The sequence below is a fragment of the Calidifontimicrobium sp. SYSU G02091 genome (assembly GCF_022631395.1).
Classification (GTDB): domain Bacteria; phylum Pseudomonadota; class Gammaproteobacteria; order Burkholderiales; family Burkholderiaceae_C; genus Calidifontimicrobium; species Calidifontimicrobium sediminis.
This window is the reverse complement of sequence record NZ_JALBGB010000028.1, coordinates 16,080-34,364: the sequence shown is the minus strand read 5'-3', so window position 1 is coordinate 34,364 and position 18,285 is coordinate 16,080. Positions and strand designations below refer to the sequence as shown.

The following is an 18,285-nucleotide window of genomic DNA, read 5'->3' as shown; positions in this document are numbered from 1 at the left end:
GACTCAGAAGACCAGCGCGGCGATCTCGGGCGGCATGCCCTGGGCGATCGTCTGCGCCTCGTGTTCGGCGTGGCGCTGCTTGTCCCACAGCTCGAGGCGATGACCGTTGCCGATCAGCAGCACGTCCTTGCCCAGCCCCGCGGCCTCGCGCAGCGCCGGCGCGACGAGCACGCGCGACGCACTGTCCATCTCGACGTCGTCGGCACTGCCGAGGAAGACGCGGCGCCAGCGCTCGGTCGACATCGGCATCGCGAGCAGCTTCTCGCGGAACGCGTGCCACGCAGGGCGCGGAAACACGATGAGGAATCCGTCGGGGTGCTTCGTGAGCGTCAGCTGGCCGCCGGACAGCGCGAGCAGCAGCTCACGGTGCCGCACCGGCACCGTGATGCGGTGCTTGGCGTCGAGCGCCAGCACCGACGTCCCCTGAAACACTGCGTCCGCCACGAATTCCCACCAACTCCCACGCTGTGACACTGTAGCGTCGGCGGCGTGGCGGGTCAATCGCCAGAGCCGAAAAAATTAATGGAATCAAGTACTTAAGACGGATTTCGTCGCGAGACGGTGAGCGGTTTCGCGTTCAAAAATAAGAACTTGCGCGATGAACTGAAACCGATCAGTGAGCATGACGGGCGGGCTCGCGGCCGCACGTCAACGGGCGCTTGCGGCGTCGTCGCCGCGCGCGGCGGGCACCGCCACGCGCCGGCGCACCCACGCCCAGGCGGCGATGCCGATGCCGAGAAAGGCCAGCGAGGTCAGCGCCAGCGCGAGCGTCGAGTGCATCACCAGCGGCGCGATCGCGCCGGCCACCAGCGCGTTGGCCAGGCTGCCGAGGCACGCCTGCAGCGACGACGCCATGCCCCGGCGCTGCGGCGCCTGGTCGAGCACGAGCAGCGTGACCACCGGCACCATCAGCGCCCAGCCAAACGCGAAGCCGGCGATCGGCAGCAACGCCCACGCCGCGTGCGGCTCGAACAGCGCGTTGAGCGCGACGTTGACGAGCGAGACGGCGAGCATGATCGCGAAGCCGCGCCGGATCTGCCGCGCCGGGCGGATGCGACCGGCCAGCCGCCCCGACAGCCACGCGCCGCCGACGATGCCGGCGATCGTCAGGCCGAAGAACCAGAAGAACTGCGTCGGCCCCAGCCGCAGGTGCTCGCCGAGGAACACCGGCGCCGACAGCACGTACAGGAACATGCCGTTGAACGGCACGCCGCTGGCGAAGGCCAGCGCGACGAAGCGCGCGCTGGAGACCAGCTGCGCGTAGCCGCGCAGCAGCGCACCGACCGCGAACGGCTGGCGCTCACGCGCGTGCAGCGTCTCGGGCAGCCAGCGCCAGTTGGCCCACCACAGCGCGGCACCGAACGCCGTCAGCAGCCAGAAGATCACGTGCCAGTCGGTGTGCACGTAGACCCAGCCGCCGACCACCGGCGCGATCGCCGGTGCGACGCCGAAGTAGATCGTCACCTGGCTCATCACCCGCTGCGCATCGGCCGGCGGGTACATGTCGCGGATGATCGCGCGCGACACGACGATGCCGGCACCGGCCGACATGCCCTGCAGCGCGCGGAAGAACACCAGCCAGCCGATCGACGGGCTCAGCGCGCAGCCCAGCGACGCCAGCGTGAACAGCCCGACGCCGCCGAGCACGACGGGGCGCCGCCCGAAGCTGTCGGCCAGCGCGCCGTGGAACAGGTTCATCACCGCGAAGCCGAACAGGTACGCCGACAGCGTCTGCTGCATCTGCACCGGCGTCGCGCCGAGCGCGCGCGCGATGCCGGTGAACGCCGGGAGGTAGGTGTCGATCGCGAACGGGCCGAGCATGCCCAGGCACGCGAGCATCACCGCCAGCGCCCAGCGCGGGTGGCGCCAGAGCGTGTCGGCGTCGGGGTTCATCGGCAGCGTGTTGGCGCGCCGCGCGGTGCAGGCCGCGGCGGCGAAGAATGTGTGAAGCGAGCCGATAGGCCGGATTCTGTGCGCCGCCGCCCCGTGGCCGGGGCGCCGGCGTGACCGCCATTCGTCTGGGCCGGGGGTTGCCCACCCGGCTCGGTGCCACCCACCCGCACGCTACCCGGGCCAGGTCGCCGCGTGCCTATTCGGTGTTGCTGCGCGTAGAGATTGCCGCGTTTCACCCACGGCGGGGGCACGCCCCGCCGTGACTCGTCTCTGTGGCTCTGATCCGCACCTCGCGGTGGACGGGTGTTACCCGCTACGCTGCCCTGTGCAGTCCGGACCTTCCTCCAGCGCGCCCTTTCGGGCCTCGCGCCAGCGGCGGTCTGGCTCGCTTCACAATGCAAATTATCCCTTTTCAGCGCCCCATCTGCTGCAGCGCGGCGATGCGCTGCTCGATCGGCGGGTGCGTCGACAGCAGCGCCATGATGCCGCTCTTGCCGCTGATGCCCATCGCCTCGACGGCCTGCGGCAGCTCGCCTGGCTGCAGCCCGCCCAGGCGCGCGAGCGCGTTGATCATCGGCTGCGGGCGGCCCATCAGGCGCGCCGCGTCGCGGTCGGCGCGGAATTCGCGCTGGCGGCTGAACCACGCGACGATGATCGCCGCGAGCACGCCGAGCACGAGGTCGAGCACGATCGTCGACACGTAGTAGCCGATGCCCGGGCCCTCGTTCTGGTTGCGCAGCACGACGCGGTCGACGATGTAGCCGATCACGCGCGACAGGAACACGACGAAGGTGTTCATCACGCCCTGGATCAGCGTCATCGTGACCATGTCGCCGTTGGCCACGTGCGCAACCTCGTGGCCGATCACCGCCTCGACCTCCTCGCGGTTCATGCTCTGCAGCAGCCCGGTCGAGACCGCGACCAGCGCCGAGTTCTTGAACGCGCCGGTCGCGAACGCATTGGGCGCGCCCTCGTAGATCGCGACCTCGGGCATGCGGATGCCGGCCTGGTTCGCAAACTTCTGCACCGTCGCGACGATCCACTGGTGCACCGGGTCGCGCGAGTCGTTGATGACCTGCGCCCGGGTGCTGAACTTGGCCATCGGCTTGCTGATCAGCAGCGAGATGAACGCGCCGCCGAAGCCCATCACGAACGCGAAGCCGAGCAGCGCGCCCAGATCGAGCCCCTGCGCCGACAGGAAGCGGGTCAGGCCGAGGACGTTGGCGACGATGCCCAGCACGACGACCACCGCGAGGTTGGTGGCCAGGAACAAAACGATGCGCTTCATGGTGTGGTCGTTGTTGAAGGTTGCGTAGGCGCCCGCGGCAGGCCGACGGGCTGACCCGACAGCGCGCTTAGTTGGGGGCGGTCGCGACGAGTTCCAGAGCCTGGCCGGAACACGGCCGCATCGGCGTAGAACCGCGGGTCGTCATTGTCGGGCCACCAGCCGGGCACGCCCAGCACCGGCAGCGGCGTCCACAGCGCCGGCGTCAGGCCGGTCGGCAGGGCGGGGGCGTCGAAGTGCGCGGCGGGCACGCACCACGCGTGCGCCGTCAGCGCCTTGCGCGGCGCGCGCGCGAGTTGCTCCAGCAAGCCGTGGCCGACGACCTCGAGCCGCGCCTGCGCCCACGCCGCACGGTGCCCGACGAACAGCGCTGCCCAGTCGCGCCGGCGCAAGGCCTCGACGAGCCCGGGCGGCGCCGCGAGCAGCACGCCGTTCTCGTCGAGCAGCGTCAGCGCGTCGCGCACCGCGCCGCGCCGCCCGCCGACGCCGCGCCGCGCGATCTGCTGCGCATGAGCGTGATTGAGCGCCCACTTCAGTGATGGCCGATGCAGCCAGACCAGCCCGTTCAACGCGTCGTGCAGCGTGTCGCGCACCGGCACGGCGCGCGTGCGCGCGACGAGCGCCTCGTACGGCTCGGCTGCCCGGCGCCCCGCTGCCGCGACGAAGACGGGCGCCGCACCGACGCCGTGCACCCGCGCGGTGACGTTCAGCGCGTCGGCGAGCGCGGCACCGCCGCGCCACGCCGCCCACAGCGCCGGCCCGAGCCGCGCCCACGGCGCGAACCAGGGCCGCGACCAGTCCGGCTCGGCCGGCGGACGGTGCGGCGGCTCAGTCGGCGCGCGACTCGCTGCGCGTGGCACGACGGTCGCGCACGTACAGGTGCGAGCCGCGCTTCTCGACGTCGAACAACCCGATCGCCTCGATCAGGTCGCCGAGCTTCTTGAAGCCGTGGTTGCGCGGGTCGAAGCTGGCCTGGTTGGCGATCTGCGAGCCCACCGCACCGAGCTGCGACCAGCCGTCCTCGCCGGCGGCGTTCTCGACCGCGTTGCGCAGCAGGCTCACGAGCCGCGTATCGCGCCGCAGCTCGGCAGCCGTCGGCTTGCGCGGCGCGGCAGCTTTCGCTTTGCCGGCCTTCGCGGTGCCGGGCTCGGCGGCGGCCTCGTCGCGACCCTCGCCGAGGCTTTCGAGGTACAGGAAGCGCGAGCAGGCGTTGACGAACGGCTCGGGCGTCTTCTTCGCGCCGAAGCCGTAGACGGTCGCGCCCTTGGCGCGCAGGTGCATCACCAGCGGCGTGAAGTCGGCGTCCGACGAGACGATGCCGAACGCGTCGGGGCGGTCGGTGTACAGCAGGTCGAGCGCGTCGATCGCGATCAGCATGTCGGTCGCGTTCTTGCCCTTGCTGACGTCGAACTGCTGGATCGGGCGGATCGCGAACTCGTGCAGCACCTTCTCCCAGCCCTTGAGCTCGTTCTTCTTCCAGTTGCCGTAGGCACGGCGGATGTTGGTGACACCGAGCTTGGCCAGCTCGGCGAGGATGACCTCGATCTTCGACGCCGGCGAGTTGTCCGCGTCGATCAGCAGCGCGATGTGGCGCTCGGGGCGGATGGCGCTCATGCGAGCCTCCAGGCCAGCGTCTCGCCGCCGCGCAGCGGCTTGAGCGTCGCGTCGCCGAACGGCACCGTCTCGGGCAGCGTCCACGGCTCACGCCGCAGCGTGACGGTGCCGCGGTTGCGCGGCAGCCCGTAGAAGTCGGCGCCGTGGAAGCTCGCGAAGCCCTCGAGGCGGTCGAGCGCACCGGCGGCGTCGAACGCCTCGGCGTACAGCTCGAGCGCGGCGAGCGCCGTGTAGCAGCCGGCGCAGCCGCTCGCGTGCTCCTTCAGGTGCGCCGGGTGCGGTGCGCTGTCGGTGCCGAGGAAGAACTTCGGGCTGCCCGAGGTCGCCGCGGCCACCAGCGCGCGGCGGTGCTCCTCGCGCTTGAGCACCGGCAGGCAGTAGTAGTGCGGGCGCAGGCCGCCGGCGAAGATCGCGTTGCGGTTGTACAGCAGGTGGTGCGCCGTGATCGTCGCCGCGGTGTTCGCATCGGCGTCGCGCACGTACTGCGCCGCCTCCTTCGTCGTGATGTGCTCGAAGACGATCTTCAGGCCCGGGAAGTCGCGGCGCAGCGGCTGCAGCACGCGCTCGATGAACACGGCCTCGCGGTCGAAGACGTCGACGTCGGGGTCGGTCACCTCGCCGTGCACGAGCAGCAGCAGGCCCGCGCGCTGCATCGCCTCGAGCGTCGGGTACGTGCGGCGCACGTCGGTGACGCCGGCGTCGCTGTTCGTCGTCGCACCGGCCGGATAGAGCTTGACGGCGACGACGCCCGCGGCCTTCGCACGGCGGATCTCGTCGGGCGGCAGGTTGTCGGTCAGGTACAGCGTCATCAGCGGGGTGAAGTCCAGCCCCGCAGGCACCGCCGCGACGATGCGCTCGCGGTAGGCCTGCGCGGCCGCGGCCGTCGTCACCGGCGGGCGCAGGTTGGGCATCACGATCGCGCGCGCGAACTGGCGCGCGGTGTGCGGCACGACGGCGGCCATCGCGGCGCCGTCGCGCAGGTGCAGGTGCCAGTCGTCGGGGCGGGTCAGCGTCAGCGTCGCGGTCATGTGCGGGATTGTCCCACCTCGCCCGAGCGCGCCGCTGGTGCGATGGTGTGGCTCTATCCCGGCGATCGAAGATGCCTATGTCAGCCTCGTGGGTTGGCGGCAGAATCGGTCGCGAAGTTTCGTCGTGCCGGTGCGTTCGCGCCGGTGCGGTTCCCACCGCTCGCCACCCCGACGAGGACCACGATGGGCTCCAACGAAGCCACGCTGCCATCGCGGCAGCCGTCGCCGCGCAGCGATGCGCAGCCGCCGAAGATCATCGAGGAGCTGCTGGCGCACGCCGACGTGCGCATCAACGGCAGCCGGCCCTGGGACATCCAAGTGCGCGACGCACGCCTGTACCGCCGCGTGCTGACGCAGTGGTCGCTGGGCCTCGGCGAGGCCTACATGGACGGCGACTGGGACTGCGAGCAGCTCGACGAGCTGTTCCACCGCCTGACGCGCACCGACATCGAGTCGCGCGCGGTGGGCACCGCCAAGCTGCGGCTGGCGCTCGAGACGCTGCGCCACAGTCTGCTGAACCTGCAGTCGCAGGGCCGCGCGTTCGAGGTCGGCGAGAAGCACTATGACGCCGGCAACGACGTCTTCGAGCGCATGCTCGACTCGCGCATGATCTATTCGTGCGCGTACTGGGAGCGTGCCGCCGACCTCGAGCAGGCGCAGCTCGACAAGCTCGAGATGATCTGCCGCAAGCTGCAGCTGCAGCCCGGCGAGACGCTGCTCGACATCGGCTGCGGCTGGGGGGGGCTGGCGCGCTTCGCCGCCGAGCGCTTCGGGGTGCGGGTGGTCGGCGTCACGGTGTCGAAGGAGCAGCTCGCGCTCGGGCAGCAGCGCTGCGCCGGCCTGCCGGTCGAACTGAAGCTGCTCGACTACCGTGACTTGCAGGGGCAGTTCGACAAGATCGTCTCGGTGGGGATGTTCGAGCACGTCGGGCCGAAGAACTACGAGGTGTACTTCGACACCGTGCGCCGGCTGCTCAAGCCCGGCGGTCTGTTCCTGCTGCACACGATCGGCATCGACGTCACGTCGCCGCGCACCGACCCGTGGATCGACCGCTACATCTTCCCCAACGGCAAGCTGCCGTCGGCGGTCGAGATCGCGCGCGCCGTCGAGGGCCGCTTCCTCGTCGAGGACTGGCACAACTTCGGCCCCGACTACGACCGCACGCTGATGGCGTGGCACGCCAACTTCGAGCGCGCGTGGCCGCAGCTGAAGGACCGCTATCCGCAGCGCTTCCAGCGCATGTTCCGCTACTACCTGCTGTGCTGCGCCGGCTTCTTCCGCTCGCGGCAGGGACAGCTGTGGCAGGTCGTGCTCGCCGGGCGCGAGCGGCGCGAGACCTACCGGTCGGTGCGCTTCTCGGCGGTGTGAGGCGGGACGCGGCGTGCGGCCGGCGGCGGCTCTCTTCGCTGCACGCTGACGGCCCGTCGTGTTCCTTGAGCGTCGGGTAAGCGCGCAAAGGTCGTGGCGACAGGGCGACGGCGGTGCCTGCGTCCCCTGCAAACCGTCGCATGCGGACGGTCGCGAACGGCCGCAACGGGCCGAGTGCCGGCCATCGCTACCCGCCCGGCACACCCGGCGTCGATGGCGATCGAACCTGCGCGTCGCCCGCCGAGCCGTCCGCACGGTCGCCGTCGCGGCCGCTTTGCTGCAGCCGCCACATGCGCGCGTACGCGCCGTCGCGCGCGAGCAGTTCAGCGTGCGTGCCCTGCTCGACGATGCGCCCGCCGTCGAGGACGACGATCGCGTGCGCGTCGACGACGGTGCTCAGCCGGTGCGCGATCACGAGTGCCGTCTTGCCCTGCGCGGCGCTCTTGAGCTCGGCCTGGATCGCGCGCTCGTTGGCCGAGTCGAGCGCCGACGTCGCCTCGTCGAACATCAGGATCGGCGGGTTCTTCAGCAGCGTGCGCGCGATCGCGACGCGCTGCTTCTCGCCGCCCGAGAGCTTGAGCCCGCGCTCGCCGACCATCGTCTGGTAGCCCATCGGCGTGCTGGCGATGAAGTCGTGGATGTGCGCCGCCTTCGCCGCCGCGACGACCTCGTCGTGGCTCGCGCCCGGGCGGCCGTAGGCGATGTTGTATTCGATCGTGTCGTTGAACAGCACCGTGTCCTGCGGCACGATGCCGATCGCGCGGCGCAGGCTGGCCTGCGTCACGGTGCGGATGTCCTGCCCGTCGATCGTGATGCGCCCGCCGGTGACGTCGTAGAAACGGTACAGCAGCCGCGCGAGCGTGCTCTTGCCCGCGCCCGAGGGGCCGACGACGGCGACCGTCTTGCCGGCCGGGATCTCGAAGTTCACGCGGTGCAGGATCGTGCGCGCCGGCGTCGCGCCGCCGTCGGGCCGCTCGTATGCGAACGACACGTCCTCGAAGCGCACGACGCCTTGCGTGACGACGAGGTCGCGCGCCCCCGGCGCGTCGGCCACCTCGCGCTCGCGCTCGAGCAGGCCGAACATCTTGTCGAGGTCGGTCAGGCTCTGCTTGATCTCGCGGTACAGCACACCGAGGAAGTTCAGCGGGATGTACAGCTGGATCATGAACGCGTTGATCATCACGAGGTCGCCGAGCGTCATCTGGCCCGAGACGACGCCCTGCGTCGCGCGCCACAGCATCGCGACGAGGGCGGTGGCAATGATCAGCTGCTGCCCCGTGTTGAGCAGGCTCAGCGTGCTCTGGCTCTTGAGCGCGGCGCGGCGCAGGCGCTCGAGGCTCTCGTCGTAGCGCCGGGCCTCGAAGTCCTCGTTGTTGAAGTACTTGACGGTCTCGTAGTTCAGCAGCGAGTCGATCGCGCGCGAGTGCGCGCGCGTGTCGAGCTCGTTCATCTGGCGGCGGAACTGCGTGCGCCACTCGGTGACGCTGACGGTGAACGCGACGTAGACGACGAGCGCGCCGAGCGTGATCCACGCGAACGCGGCGTCGAACTTCCACGCCAGGATCGCGAGCACGAGACCGACCTCGATGAGGGTGGGCAGGATGCTGTAGAGCGAGTACGAGATCAGCGAGTGCACCGCGCGCGTGCCGCGCTCGATGTCGCGCGTCATGCCGCCGGTCTGGCGCTCGAGGTGGAAGCGCAGGCTCAGGTCGTGCAGGTGGCGGAACACCTTCAGGCTGATGCTGCGCGCCGCGCCCTCGGTGGCCTTCGCGAAGATCAGCTCGCGCAGCTCGGTGAACAGCGTCGTCGACAGCCGCAGCGCGCCGTAGGCGACGATCAGCCCGACCGGCACGACGAGCAGCGCGGCGGCATCGGCGGGCTGGACCGACAGGCTGTCGACGAGGTTCTTCAGCAGCACCGGCACGCCGACGTTGGCGAGCTTGGCCGCGAGCATGAACCCGAGCGCGATCGCGACGCGCCAGCGGTAGTGCCAGAAGTACGGCAGCAGCTTGGCCAGCGTGCGCCAGTCCGAGCGCCGCTGCGCCGGGTCGGCGGTGGGCAGGGAAGCGGAGGACGAACCGTGGGCAAGCGCACGCATCGTGTGAGAATCCTTCGGCTGTCAACCTGCAATGATGCCGATGTCCACCGATCCGCGCCCATCGACCGGCGCACAGCTGCCCACCGACAAGGAACTCGTGCTGCGCGTGATCCCGCTGCCGGCCGACGTCAACGCCAGCGGCGACATCTTCGGCGGCTGGGTGATGGCGCAGGTCGACCTGGCCGGATCCGTGCTGCCGCTGCGCATCGCGCAGGGCCGCATCGCGACGGTGGCGGTCAACCAGTTCGTGTTCAAGCAGCCGGTGCGCGTCGGCGACCTGCTGAGCTTCTACGCCGAGGTGGTGCGCATCGGCACCACGTCGATCACGGTCAACGTCGAGGTCTACGCGCAGCGGCTCGACGCGCAGCACCAAGTCGTCAAGGTCACCGAGGCGACGCTGACCTACGTCGCAACCGACGCCCAGGGACGGCCGCGGCCCGTGCCGCGCAGCTGACCGGCAGCCGACCTCGGGTCGTTCAGCGCGTGCGAGCCGTTGGCGCCAGCCGCGGCCACACGTGCGCCGCAATGTGATCGGCCAGCGCCAGCCCGCACAGCCGGTACACCGGCTCGCCGGGGTGGAAGCCGTCGCTGGCCATCACCTTCGGGTCCAGCGGCAGATCGATCGGGATGTGGCTGACGTCGTCGCGGCGCGCGGCCCAGCGTGCGAGTGCGGCGTCGTGACGACGCGCGTCGGCCCCCATCGCCCAGCGCAGCGGCTGCGGCAGGCCAGGGAAGCGGTGCACGGGCGGCAGCGGCATGAAGACGACGTGGCACACGCCGCAGCGCTCGCGCAGGTGCGCAACGAGCCGCTCGCGCGCCGCGAGCGCGCGCCGCGGCGGCACGAGGTCGATCACGTCGTTGACGCCGAGCGCGAACACGGCGACGTCGGCGCGCCACGGCGGCGCCGCCTCGATCAGCAGGTCCGCGCACTGCGCCGTCGTCAGCCCCGAGCGCGCGACGAGCCGCCACGCGACGGCACCGCCCACGCGCTCGGCGAGTGCGCGCACGGTGTGGCCGGCCAGCGCCTGGTCCTGCGTCGCGACGCCGACGCCGGCGGCCGACGAGTCGCCGCCGATCAGCAGCCGCAGCGCGACGGGGCCGTCGCCCGCCACGCCTTCGCGCGCGCCCTCGGCCTCGGGCAGCCGCGGCAGGCGCCGGCGCGTGGCCAGCGCCTGCGCGACGAGCAGCGGGCCGAGCACCAGCTTGGCGGCCAGGCCCATCGCACGCCGCCCGCGGCGGTCAGAACTTGCTGAAGTCCGGCGCGCGCTTCTGGAAGAAGGCCTGGAAGGCTTCCATCGCCTCCGGGCTGCGCAGCCGGCGGGTGAAGATCTCGGCCTCGGCGGCGATGGCCTGCATCACCTGCTCGCGCTGCGGCGCGCGCATCAGCGCCTTCGCGTCGCGCACGGCCCCCGGCGGCAGCGCGTTGAAGCGCTCGGCCACGCGCCGCGCGTGCGGCAGCACCTCGGCCGGCGGCAGCACCGCGTTGGCGATACCGCAGGCCACCGCCTCCTCGGCGCCGAACGGGTCGCCGAGCAGCAGCTTCTCGGCCGCGCGGCGCGGGCCCATCAGCTGCGGCACGAGCAGGCTCGACGCGTACTCGGGCACGAGCCCCAGACCCACGAAAGGCATCGCCAGCCGCGCGTCGTCGGCGACGTAGACGAAGTCGCAGTGCAGCAGCATCGTCGTGCCGATGCCCACCGCGGCGCCGGTGACCGCGGCGACGACCGGCTTGTCGCACTCGAGCAGCGCGCGCATGAAGCGCAGCACCGGGCTGTCCTCGCCCTGTGGCGGGCGCTGCACGAAGTCCTCGATGTCGTTGCCCGACGTGAAGACACCCGGCTGGCCGGTGATCAGCAGCGCGCGCACCTCGCGCGCCGTGACCGCCGCCGCGATCGCGTCGGCCATCGCGGTGTACATCGCCTGCGTCAGCGCGTTCTTCTTCTCGGGGCGCGCGATCTCGATCGTCGCGACGCCGTTGAGCGTCGCCGTCTTGATGTGGGGCGTCACGGTCGTGCTCATGCGACGGTCTACACGCGCTCGAAGATGCCGGCCGCGCCCTGCCCGGTGCCGACGCACATCGTCACCATGCCGTACTTCAGGTTCTTCCGGCGCAGCGCGTGCACGACGGTGGCGGCGCGGATCGCACCGGTGGCGCCGAGCGGGTGGCCCAGCGCGATCGCGCCGCCCATCGGGTTGACCACCGCCGGGTTCAGCCCGACGCTGTCGATCACCGCGAGCGACTGCGCCGCGAACGCCTCGTTGAGCTCGATCCACCCGAGGTCGTCGAGCTTGAGCCCGGCGGCTTTCAGCGCCGCCGGGATCGCCTCGATCGGGCCGATGCCCATGATCTCGGGCGGCACCCCGCGCGCGGCGAAGCTGACGAAGCGCGCCAGCGGCTTGAGGTCGAAGCGCTTGATGGCCGCCTCGCTCGCGAGGATCAGGCAGCCGGCGCCGTCACTGGTCTGCGAGCTGTTGCCCGCCGTCACGCTGCCCATGCCGGTGGGCTTGCCGGTGGGGTCCTTCGGCGACGCGAACACGGGCTTGAGCTTGGCCAGCGCCTCGAGCGTCGTGTCGGCGCGCGGGCCTTCGTCGAGCGTGACGGTACGCGTCGAGACATCGACCTCGCCGGTGTCGAGGTTCGGACGGCGCGTGACGACGTCGACCGGCGTGATCTCGTCGGCGAACTCGCCGGCCTGCTGCGCCGCGATCGCGCGCCGGTGCGACTCGAGCGCGAACGCGTCCTGCCGCTCGCGGCTGACCTTCCACTGCAGCGCGACCTTCTCGGCCGTGAGCCCCATGCCGTAGGCGATGCCGACGTTCTCGTCCTTCGCGAACACGGCCGGGTTGAACGACGGCTTGTTGCCGCTCATCGGCACCATGCTCATGCTCTCGACGCCGCCGGCGATCATCACGTCGGCCTCGCCGACGCGGATGCGGTCGGCGGCCATCTGCACCGCCGTCAGCCCCGAGGCGCAGAAGCGGTTGACGGTGACGCCGCCCACCGAGTTCGGCAGCCCGGCCAGCAGCGCCGCGACGCGCGCGACGTTGAGGCCCTGCTCGCCTTCGGGCATCGCGCAGCCGACGACGGCGTCCTCGATCGCCTTCGGGTCGAGGCCGGGCACCTGCTTCAGCGCGCCCTGGATCGCCGCGACGAGCAGGTCGTCGGGGCGCGTCGCGCGAAAGTAGCCGCGGCCCGCCTTGCCGATCGGCGTGCGCGTGGCGGCGACGATGTAGGCGTCCTGGATCTGCTTGCTCATCTTCGTCGCTCCTTCAGTTCCGAACGGGTTTGCCGGTCTGCAGCATGCCCATGATGCGTTCCTGCGTCTTCGGGTGGTCGAGCAGCGCGCAGAAGTGCTTGCGCTCGAGCGTCATCAGGTACTCCTCGCTGACCAGCGTCCCGGCGTCGACGTCGCCACCGCACACGACGTCGGCGATCAGCGTGCCGAGGTGGTAGTCGTGTGCGCTGATCTGCCCGCCGTCGCGCATCGCGACGAGCTGCGCCTGGATCGTCGCCTTCGCCGAGCGGCCCGCGACCGGGAACAGCGTCTTCATCGGCGGCCGCCAGCCGGCGTCGGCCATCGCCTTGACCTGCCCGATCGCGACGTGCAGCAGCTCGTCCTTGTGCGGCACGACGATGTCGCCGTCGAGCAGGTAGCCGAGCTTGCGGCTCTCGAGCGCGCTGGTGCCGACCTTGGCCATCGCCGCGGCCAGATAGCCCTCGCGCAGGAACGCGAGCAGGTCGGTGCCCGGCGCGGCGGCGGCCTGCTCGGCGGCGCGCCGCGCGATGTAGGCCAGCCCGCCGCCGCCGGGGATCAGCCCGACGCCGACCTCGACCAGCCCGACGTAGGTCTCCAGGTGCGCGACGCGCCGCGCGCAGTGCACCGCCAGCTCGCAGCCGCCACCCAGCGCCAGCCCGCGCATCGCCGCGACGACCGGCACCTGCGCGTAGCGGATGCGCAGCATCATGTCCTGCAGCTTCTTCTCCTCGGGCGCGATGCCCTTGGCACCGAGCTTCATGAACACCGGCATCAGCGACTCGAGGTTCGCGCCGGCCGAGAACACGTCGTCGGGCGACCAGATCACGAGGCCCTGGTACCTGGCCTCGGCGATCTCGACCGCCTTGAGCAGCCCCTCGGTGACGGCCGGGCTGATCAGGTGCAGCTTGGCCGTGATCGACGCGATCAGCACCTGCCCGTCGAGCGTCCAGACGCGGATCTCGTCGTTGCGGAACTCCTCGACGCCGGCCTTCAGCGGGTCGTTCGGCGCCCAGCCGACGAGCGTCTCGGGGAACAGCTGGCGGCCGTAGACCGGCAGCGTCGCCAGCGGCACGAAGCGGCGCTCGGCGGCGCTCCACGAGCCCTCGGGCGTGTGCACGCCGCCGCGCTCGGCCACCGGGCCGTCGAACACCCAGTCGGGCAGCGGCGCGTTGCTGAGTGCCTTGCCCGCATCGATGTCCTCCTTGACCCACTGCGCGACCTGCGTCCAGCCGGCGGCCTGCCACAGCTCGAACGGCCCCTGCTGCATGCCGAAGCCGCGGCGCATCGCGAAGTCGACGTGGCGCGCGGTGTCGGCGATCTCGGCCAGGTGCACCGCGCAGTAGTGGAACGAGTCGCGCAGGATCGCCCACACGAACTGCGCCTGCGGGTTGCTGCTCTCGCGCAGCAGCTTCAGCCGCTCGGGGGCGGGCTTCTTGAGCATGCGCTCGACGATCGCGTCGGCCTTCGCGCCGGCAGCCACGTACTCGCCGCTGGCCGCGTCGAGGCGCAGGATGTCCTTGCCGACCTTCTTGTAGAACCCGGCGCCGCTCTTCTGGCCGAGCGCGCCCTGCTCGATCAGTCGCGCGAGCACCGGCGGCGTCGCGTAGGTGGCGTAGAACGGATCGCCCTGCAGGTTGTCCTGCATCGTCTTGATCACGTGCGCCATCGTGTCCAGACCGACGACGTCGGCGGTGCGGAACGTGCCGCTCGACGCGCGGCCGAGCTTCTTGCCGGTCAGGTCGTCGACGACGTCGACCGTCAGGCCGAACTTGCCGGCCTCGATCATCGTCGCGAGCATGCCGGCGATGCCGACGCGGTTCGCGATGAAGTTCGGCGTGTCCTTCGCGTGCACGACGCCCTTGCCGAGCGTCGTCGTGCAGAAGGTCTCGAGCTGCGCGAGCACGTCGGCGCGCGTGACCGGCGTCGGGATCAGCTCGACGAGCGACATGTAGCGCGGCGGGTTGAAGAAGTGCACGCCGCAAAAGCGCGGGCGGATCTCGTCGGGCAGCGCGTCGGCGAGCTTCGTGATCGACAGGCCCGAGGTGTTGCTCGCGACGATCGCGTGCGGCGCGACGAACGGCGCGACCTTGCGGTACAGGTCGAGCTTCCAGTCCATCCGCTCGGCGATCGCCTCGATCACCAGGTCGCAGCCGCGCAGCTTGTCGAGGTGCTCCTCGTAGTTCGCGGCCTCGATGTGGACGGCGTCGTCGGCCACGCCCAGCGGCGCGGGCTTGAGCTTCTTCAGGCCGTCGATCGCCTTCGTGACGATGCCGTTCTTCGGGCCGTCCTTGGCGGGCAGGTCGAACAGCACGACGGGCACGCGCACGTTGACGAGGTGGGCGGCGATCTGCGCGCCCATCACGCCGGCGCCGAGCACGGCCACCTTGCGCACATTGAATCGTTCCATCGGGTGGGCTCCTTGCGGGGTCGTTGCGGGGGCGGCGTTCAGAACAGTGCCTCGTCCATCGCCACGAGCGGCTCGAGGCCGGCGCGCGCGCTGCGGATCAGCCCGGCGGTCTCGGGCAGCAGCTTGGCGAAGTAGAAGCGCGCGGTGTGCAGCTTGGCGGTGTAGAACGGGTCGCCGCTGCCCTGCTTGTCGAGCGCGATCCTGGCCATGCGCGCCCAGAAGTACGCGAACACGAGGTGACCGCACACGCGCAGGTAGTCGACGGCGGCGGCGCCGACCTCGTCGGGGTTCTTCATCGCCTTGAAGCCGATCTCGGTCGTCAGCTTGGTGACCTTGTCGCCGAGGTCGGCCAGCGGGTTGACGAACTCCTGCATCTTCTCGTCGACGCCGTGCTCCTCGATGAACTCGGCGATGCGACGGCCGAAGGCCTTGAGCTTCTTGCCGTTGTCGGCGAGCACCTTGCGCCCGAGCAGGTCGAGCGCCTGCACCGTGTTCGTGCCTTCGTAGATCATGTTGATGCGCGAGTCGCGCACGAACTGCTCCATGCCCCACTCGGCGATGTAGCCGTGGCCGCCGAAGACCTGCAGGCAGTGCGACGTCGCGATCCAGCCGTTGTCGGTGAAGAAGGCCTTGATGATCGGCGTCAGCAGCGCGACTTCGTCGGCGCAGGCCTGGCGCACCTCGGGGTCGGGGTGGTGCAGCTCCTTGTCGATCAGCAGCGCCGTGTGCATCGCGAGCGCGCGCCCGCCCTCGGCGTAGGCGCGTGCGGTCAGCAGCATCTTGCGCACGTCGGGGTGGACGATGATGCGGTCGGCCGGCTGGTCGGGCTCCTTCGGGCCCGACAGCGCGCGCATCTGGCGGCGCTCCTTCGCGTACGCCACCGCGTTCTGGTACGCGACCTCGGTCAGCCCGAGCGACTGGTTGCCCACGCCCAGGCGCGCGGCGTTCATCATCACGAACATCGCGGCCAGGCCGCGGTGCGGCTCGCCGACCAGCGTGCCGACCGCCCCGTCGAGCGTCATCTGGCACGTCGAGCTGCCGTGGATGCCCATCTTGTGCTCGAGCCCGGTGCAGTAGATCGGGTTGCGCGCGCCGAGCTGGCCGTCGGGGCCGACGAGGTACTTCGAGACGACGAACAGGCTGATGCCCTTGCTGCCCGGCGGCGCGTCGGGCAGGCGCGCGAGCACCAGGTGCACGATGTTCTCGGCCAGGTCGTGCTCGCCGCCACTGATGAAGATCTTCTGCCCGGTGAGCTTGTAGGTGCCGTCGGGCTGCGGCTCGGCCTTGGTGCGCAGCAGGCCGAGGTCGGTGCCGCAGTGCGGCTCGGTCAGGCACATCGTGCCGGCCCACTCGCCGCTGACGATCTTCGGCAGGTACAGCCGCTTCTGCTCGGGCGTGCCGTGCGCGAGCAGGCACTCGTAGGCGCCGTGCGCGAGGCCGGGGTACATCGTCCACGCCTGGTTGGCGCTGTTGAGCATCTCGTACAGGCACTGGTTGAGCAGCAGCGGCAGGCCCTGGCCGCCGTACTCGGGCTCGCACGACAGCGCAGGCCAGCCGCCGGCGACGTACTGCGCGTAGGCGTCCTTGAAGCCGGTGGGCGTGCGCACCTCGTGCGTGGCCTTGTCGAGCGTGCAGCCCTCGCGGTCGCCGACCGGGTTCAGCGGCGCGAGCACCTTGGCCGCGAACTTGCCGGCCTCCTCGACGACGGCGTTGAGGGTGTCGGCGTCGACGTCGGCGTGGCGCGGGATCGACTTCAGCTCGTCGACCGCGTGCAGCAGCTCGTGCATCACGAACTGCATGTCGCGCAGCGGGGGGGTGTAAGTCGGCATGTCAGACGGCTCCTGCAAAGGTGGACACGGGACGGAAAGCGGAATGGGGGTCAGGACGGCGTGGCGAGCGTGTCGGCGCGCGCGCCCTGGACGCGGCGGCCCTTCGCGGTGGCGTGCTGCGCGACGATGCGCGCGAAACCGGCGCGCGCGCGGTCGAGCGCACCGGGCACGCGCAGGAAGCGCGCGTCGTGGTGCAGCGCGAGGATCAGGCCGTGGATCTCGAACAGCATCTGCTGCGCGTCGGTGTCGGGCTTCAGGTGGCCCTCTTCGATCGCGATGCGGATCGCCCGTTCCAGCGCCGCGTGCCAGGCCTGCACCATCGCCGCGAGCGCGTCGCGCACGGGCCCGGGGCGGTCGTCGAACTCGACGGCGCCGCTGATGTAGATGCAGCCCGAGTCGATCTCACGCGACACGCGCCGCACCCAGCGCTCGAACAGCGCCGCCAGCCGCGGCAGCCCGCGCGGCTCGCGGATCGCCGGGAAGAACACCTCGTCCTCGAAACGGCGGTGGTACTCGCGGATCACCGAGATCTGCAGTTCCTCGCGCGAGCCGAAGTGGGCGAACACCCCCGACTTGCTCATCTGCATGACCTCGGCGAGCGCGCCGATCGACAGCCCCTCGAGCCCCATCTGCGACGCCAGCGCGAGCGCGGCGTCGAGGATCGCCGCGCGCGTGAGCTGCCCCTTGTGCAGGGCACCGCGCCCCGCGCGTGCGCCCGCGCGCGCGCCGGCCGCGGCCTCGATGGCGGCGTCGGCGTCGTCGGCGGGCTTGGTGCTCACGGGGATACGCAAATCGAACGAACGATCGTTCTATTTTGAGGCAGCCCGCCGGCTGCGCGCACGGCCCCGGGCGGAATTTCTAGGCGCCGGTGTCTACTGGGCGGTCGCGCCGCACGCGCCCGGCCCTGCGGCCTACGGGAGAACCCGAACTGAACCCGGGCGGCGCGCAAGTTTTCTGCGCCGCCGCCCACAAAAACCCCACGCGCCGACGATATACAGGCGACCCCGCACGGCCACGCGGCTGTGTACAACCGCTGGAGACCCCATGATCCGATTCACGCTCAACGGCCAGCCCGTGAGCACCGACGCCGCGGGCGACAAGCCGCTGCTGTGGGTGCTGCGCGAGGACCTGCAACTGACCGGCACGAAGTACGGCTGCGGCGTCGCGCAGTGCGGCGCGTGCACCGTGCACATCAACGGCGCACCGGCGCGCTCCTGCGTGACGCCGGTGTCGGCGGTGGCCGGTGCGCAGGTGACGACGATCGAGGGCCTGGCGCGCTCGCGCGAGGGCCAGGCGCTGGCCGCCGCGTGGATCGCCGAGCAGGCGCCGCAGTGCGGCTACTGCCAGTCGGGCCAGATGATGACCGCCGCCGCGGTGCTGAAGGACGCGCGCGCGCCGCTGTCGCGCGAGCAGGTGCTCGCGCAGATGGCCGGCAACGTGTGCCGCTGCGGCACCTACAACCAGATCGCCGCCGCCGTCGTGCGCGCGCAGAAGACGCTCGCGTGA

Annotated in this window: 16 protein-coding genes and 1 other RNA gene; 3 read left to right on the top strand and 14 right to left on the bottom strand. The window is 71.1% G+C overall.

The annotated features are described in order from the left end of the window. Positions 1-3 precede the first annotated feature (3 nt). The 7 genes from MOJ79_RS15155 to pyrC form a co-directional block, all read right to left on the bottom strand. A complete protein-coding gene (locus tag MOJ79_RS15155) occupies positions 4-432 on the bottom strand; it encodes a division/cell wall cluster transcriptional repressor MraZ (protein ID WP_119290444.1) in 429 nt (142 codons plus the stop codon). 216 nt (positions 433-648) lie between these two features. After that, on the bottom strand, positions 649-1,893 hold the full coding sequence (locus MOJ79_RS15150; protein ID WP_241924909.1) for a multidrug effflux MFS transporter: 1,245 nt from the start codon (positions 1,891-1,893) through the stop codon (positions 649-651). Positions 1,894-1,942: 49 nt separating this feature from the next. After that, an RNA gene (gene rnpB / locus MOJ79_RS15145) (RNase P RNA component class A) lies at positions 1,943-2,285 on the bottom strand. 20 nt (positions 2,286-2,305) lie between these two features. Beyond that, positions 2,306-3,181, bottom strand: a complete 876-nt coding sequence (gene htpX / locus MOJ79_RS15140; RefSeq protein WP_241924908.1) for a protease HtpX — start codon at positions 3,179-3,181, stop codon at positions 2,306-2,308. Beyond that, positions 3,178-4,038: a DUF3025 domain-containing protein gene (locus MOJ79_RS15135; RefSeq protein WP_241924907.1), complete on the bottom strand. Its 861-nt coding sequence runs from the start codon at positions 4,036-4,038 to the stop codon at positions 3,178-3,180. Before MOJ79_RS15135 ends, htpX begins: the two co-directional genes overlap by 4 nt. Further along, complete coding sequence (locus MOJ79_RS15130) at positions 4,007-4,792, bottom strand: NYN domain-containing protein (protein WP_241924906.1); 786 nt, start codon at positions 4,790-4,792, stop codon at positions 4,007-4,009. The genes MOJ79_RS15135 and MOJ79_RS15130 overlap by 32 nt, the downstream gene beginning before the upstream one ends. After that, positions 4,789-5,820: a dihydroorotase gene (gene pyrC / locus MOJ79_RS15125; RefSeq protein WP_241924905.1), complete on the bottom strand. Its 1,032-nt coding sequence runs from the start codon at positions 5,818-5,820 to the stop codon at positions 4,789-4,791. The genes MOJ79_RS15130 and pyrC overlap by 4 nt, the downstream gene beginning before the upstream one ends. Before the next feature lie 183 nt (positions 5,821-6,003). On the opposite strand from pyrC, the gene cfa reads away from it, so the two are divergent. After that, entirely contained in the window at positions 6,004-7,188 is a 1,185-nt protein-coding gene (cfa, locus tag MOJ79_RS15120) for a cyclopropane fatty acyl phospholipid synthase (RefSeq protein WP_241924904.1), read from the top strand. A gap of 187 nt (positions 7,189-7,375) precedes the next feature. On the opposite strand, the gene MOJ79_RS15115 is transcribed toward cfa, so the two are convergent. After that, positions 7,376-9,286, bottom strand: coding sequence for an ABCB family ABC transporter ATP-binding protein/permease (locus tag MOJ79_RS15115; RefSeq protein WP_241924903.1), 1,911 nt, complete (start codon positions 9,284-9,286; stop codon positions 7,376-7,378). 40 nt (positions 9,287-9,326) lie between these two features. On the opposite strand from MOJ79_RS15115, the gene MOJ79_RS15110 reads away from it, so the two are divergent. Continuing rightward, the gene (locus MOJ79_RS15110; RefSeq protein WP_241924902.1) at positions 9,327-9,740 is read left to right on the top strand and encodes an acyl-CoA thioesterase; all 414 of its coding nucleotides are present in this window, start codon (positions 9,327-9,329) and stop codon (positions 9,738-9,740) included. Between the two features lie 22 nt (positions 9,741-9,762). Here MOJ79_RS15110 and MOJ79_RS15105 read toward each other — a convergent pair whose 3' ends face one another. Genes MOJ79_RS15105 through MOJ79_RS15080 form a run of 6 tightly spaced genes read right to left on the bottom strand, consistent with a single transcriptional unit; the run spans position 9,763 to position 17,522 of the window. Beyond that, complete coding sequence (locus MOJ79_RS15105; protein WP_241924901.1) at positions 9,763-10,506, bottom strand: SGNH/GDSL hydrolase family protein; 744 nt, start codon at positions 10,504-10,506, stop codon at positions 9,763-9,765. Positions 10,507-10,525: 19 nt separating this feature from the next. After that, the gene (locus MOJ79_RS15100) at positions 10,526-11,305 is read right to left on the bottom strand and encodes an enoyl-CoA hydratase-related protein (protein WP_241924900.1); all 780 of its coding nucleotides are present in this window, start codon (positions 11,303-11,305) and stop codon (positions 10,526-10,528) included. Positions 11,306-11,313: 8 nt separating this feature from the next. Further along, the gene (locus tag MOJ79_RS15095) at positions 11,314-12,543 is read right to left on the bottom strand and encodes an acetyl-CoA C-acyltransferase (protein WP_241924899.1); all 1,230 of its coding nucleotides are present in this window, start codon (positions 12,541-12,543) and stop codon (positions 11,314-11,316) included. Positions 12,544-12,556: 13 nt separating this feature from the next. Next, positions 12,557-14,950 (bottom strand): 3-hydroxyacyl-CoA dehydrogenase/enoyl-CoA hydratase family protein, encoded by a 2,394-nt coding sequence (locus MOJ79_RS15090; protein WP_241924898.1) that lies wholly within the window; start codon positions 14,948-14,950, stop codon positions 12,557-12,559. A 38-nt stretch (positions 14,951-14,988) separates the two neighbouring features. Next, positions 14,989-16,779: an acyl-CoA dehydrogenase C-terminal domain-containing protein gene (locus tag MOJ79_RS15085; protein WP_241924897.1), complete on the bottom strand. Its 1,791-nt coding sequence runs from the start codon at positions 16,777-16,779 to the stop codon at positions 14,989-14,991. Between the two features lie 50 nt (positions 16,780-16,829). After that, a complete protein-coding gene (locus MOJ79_RS15080) occupies positions 16,830-17,522 on the bottom strand; it encodes a TetR/AcrR family transcriptional regulator (protein WP_241924916.1) in 693 nt (230 codons plus the stop codon). Positions 17,523-17,823: 301 nt separating this feature from the next. On the opposite strand from MOJ79_RS15080, the gene MOJ79_RS15075 reads away from it, so the two are divergent. Beyond that, positions 17,824-18,285, top strand: a complete 462-nt coding sequence (locus tag MOJ79_RS15075; RefSeq protein WP_241924896.1) for a (2Fe-2S)-binding protein — start codon at positions 17,824-17,826, stop codon at positions 18,283-18,285.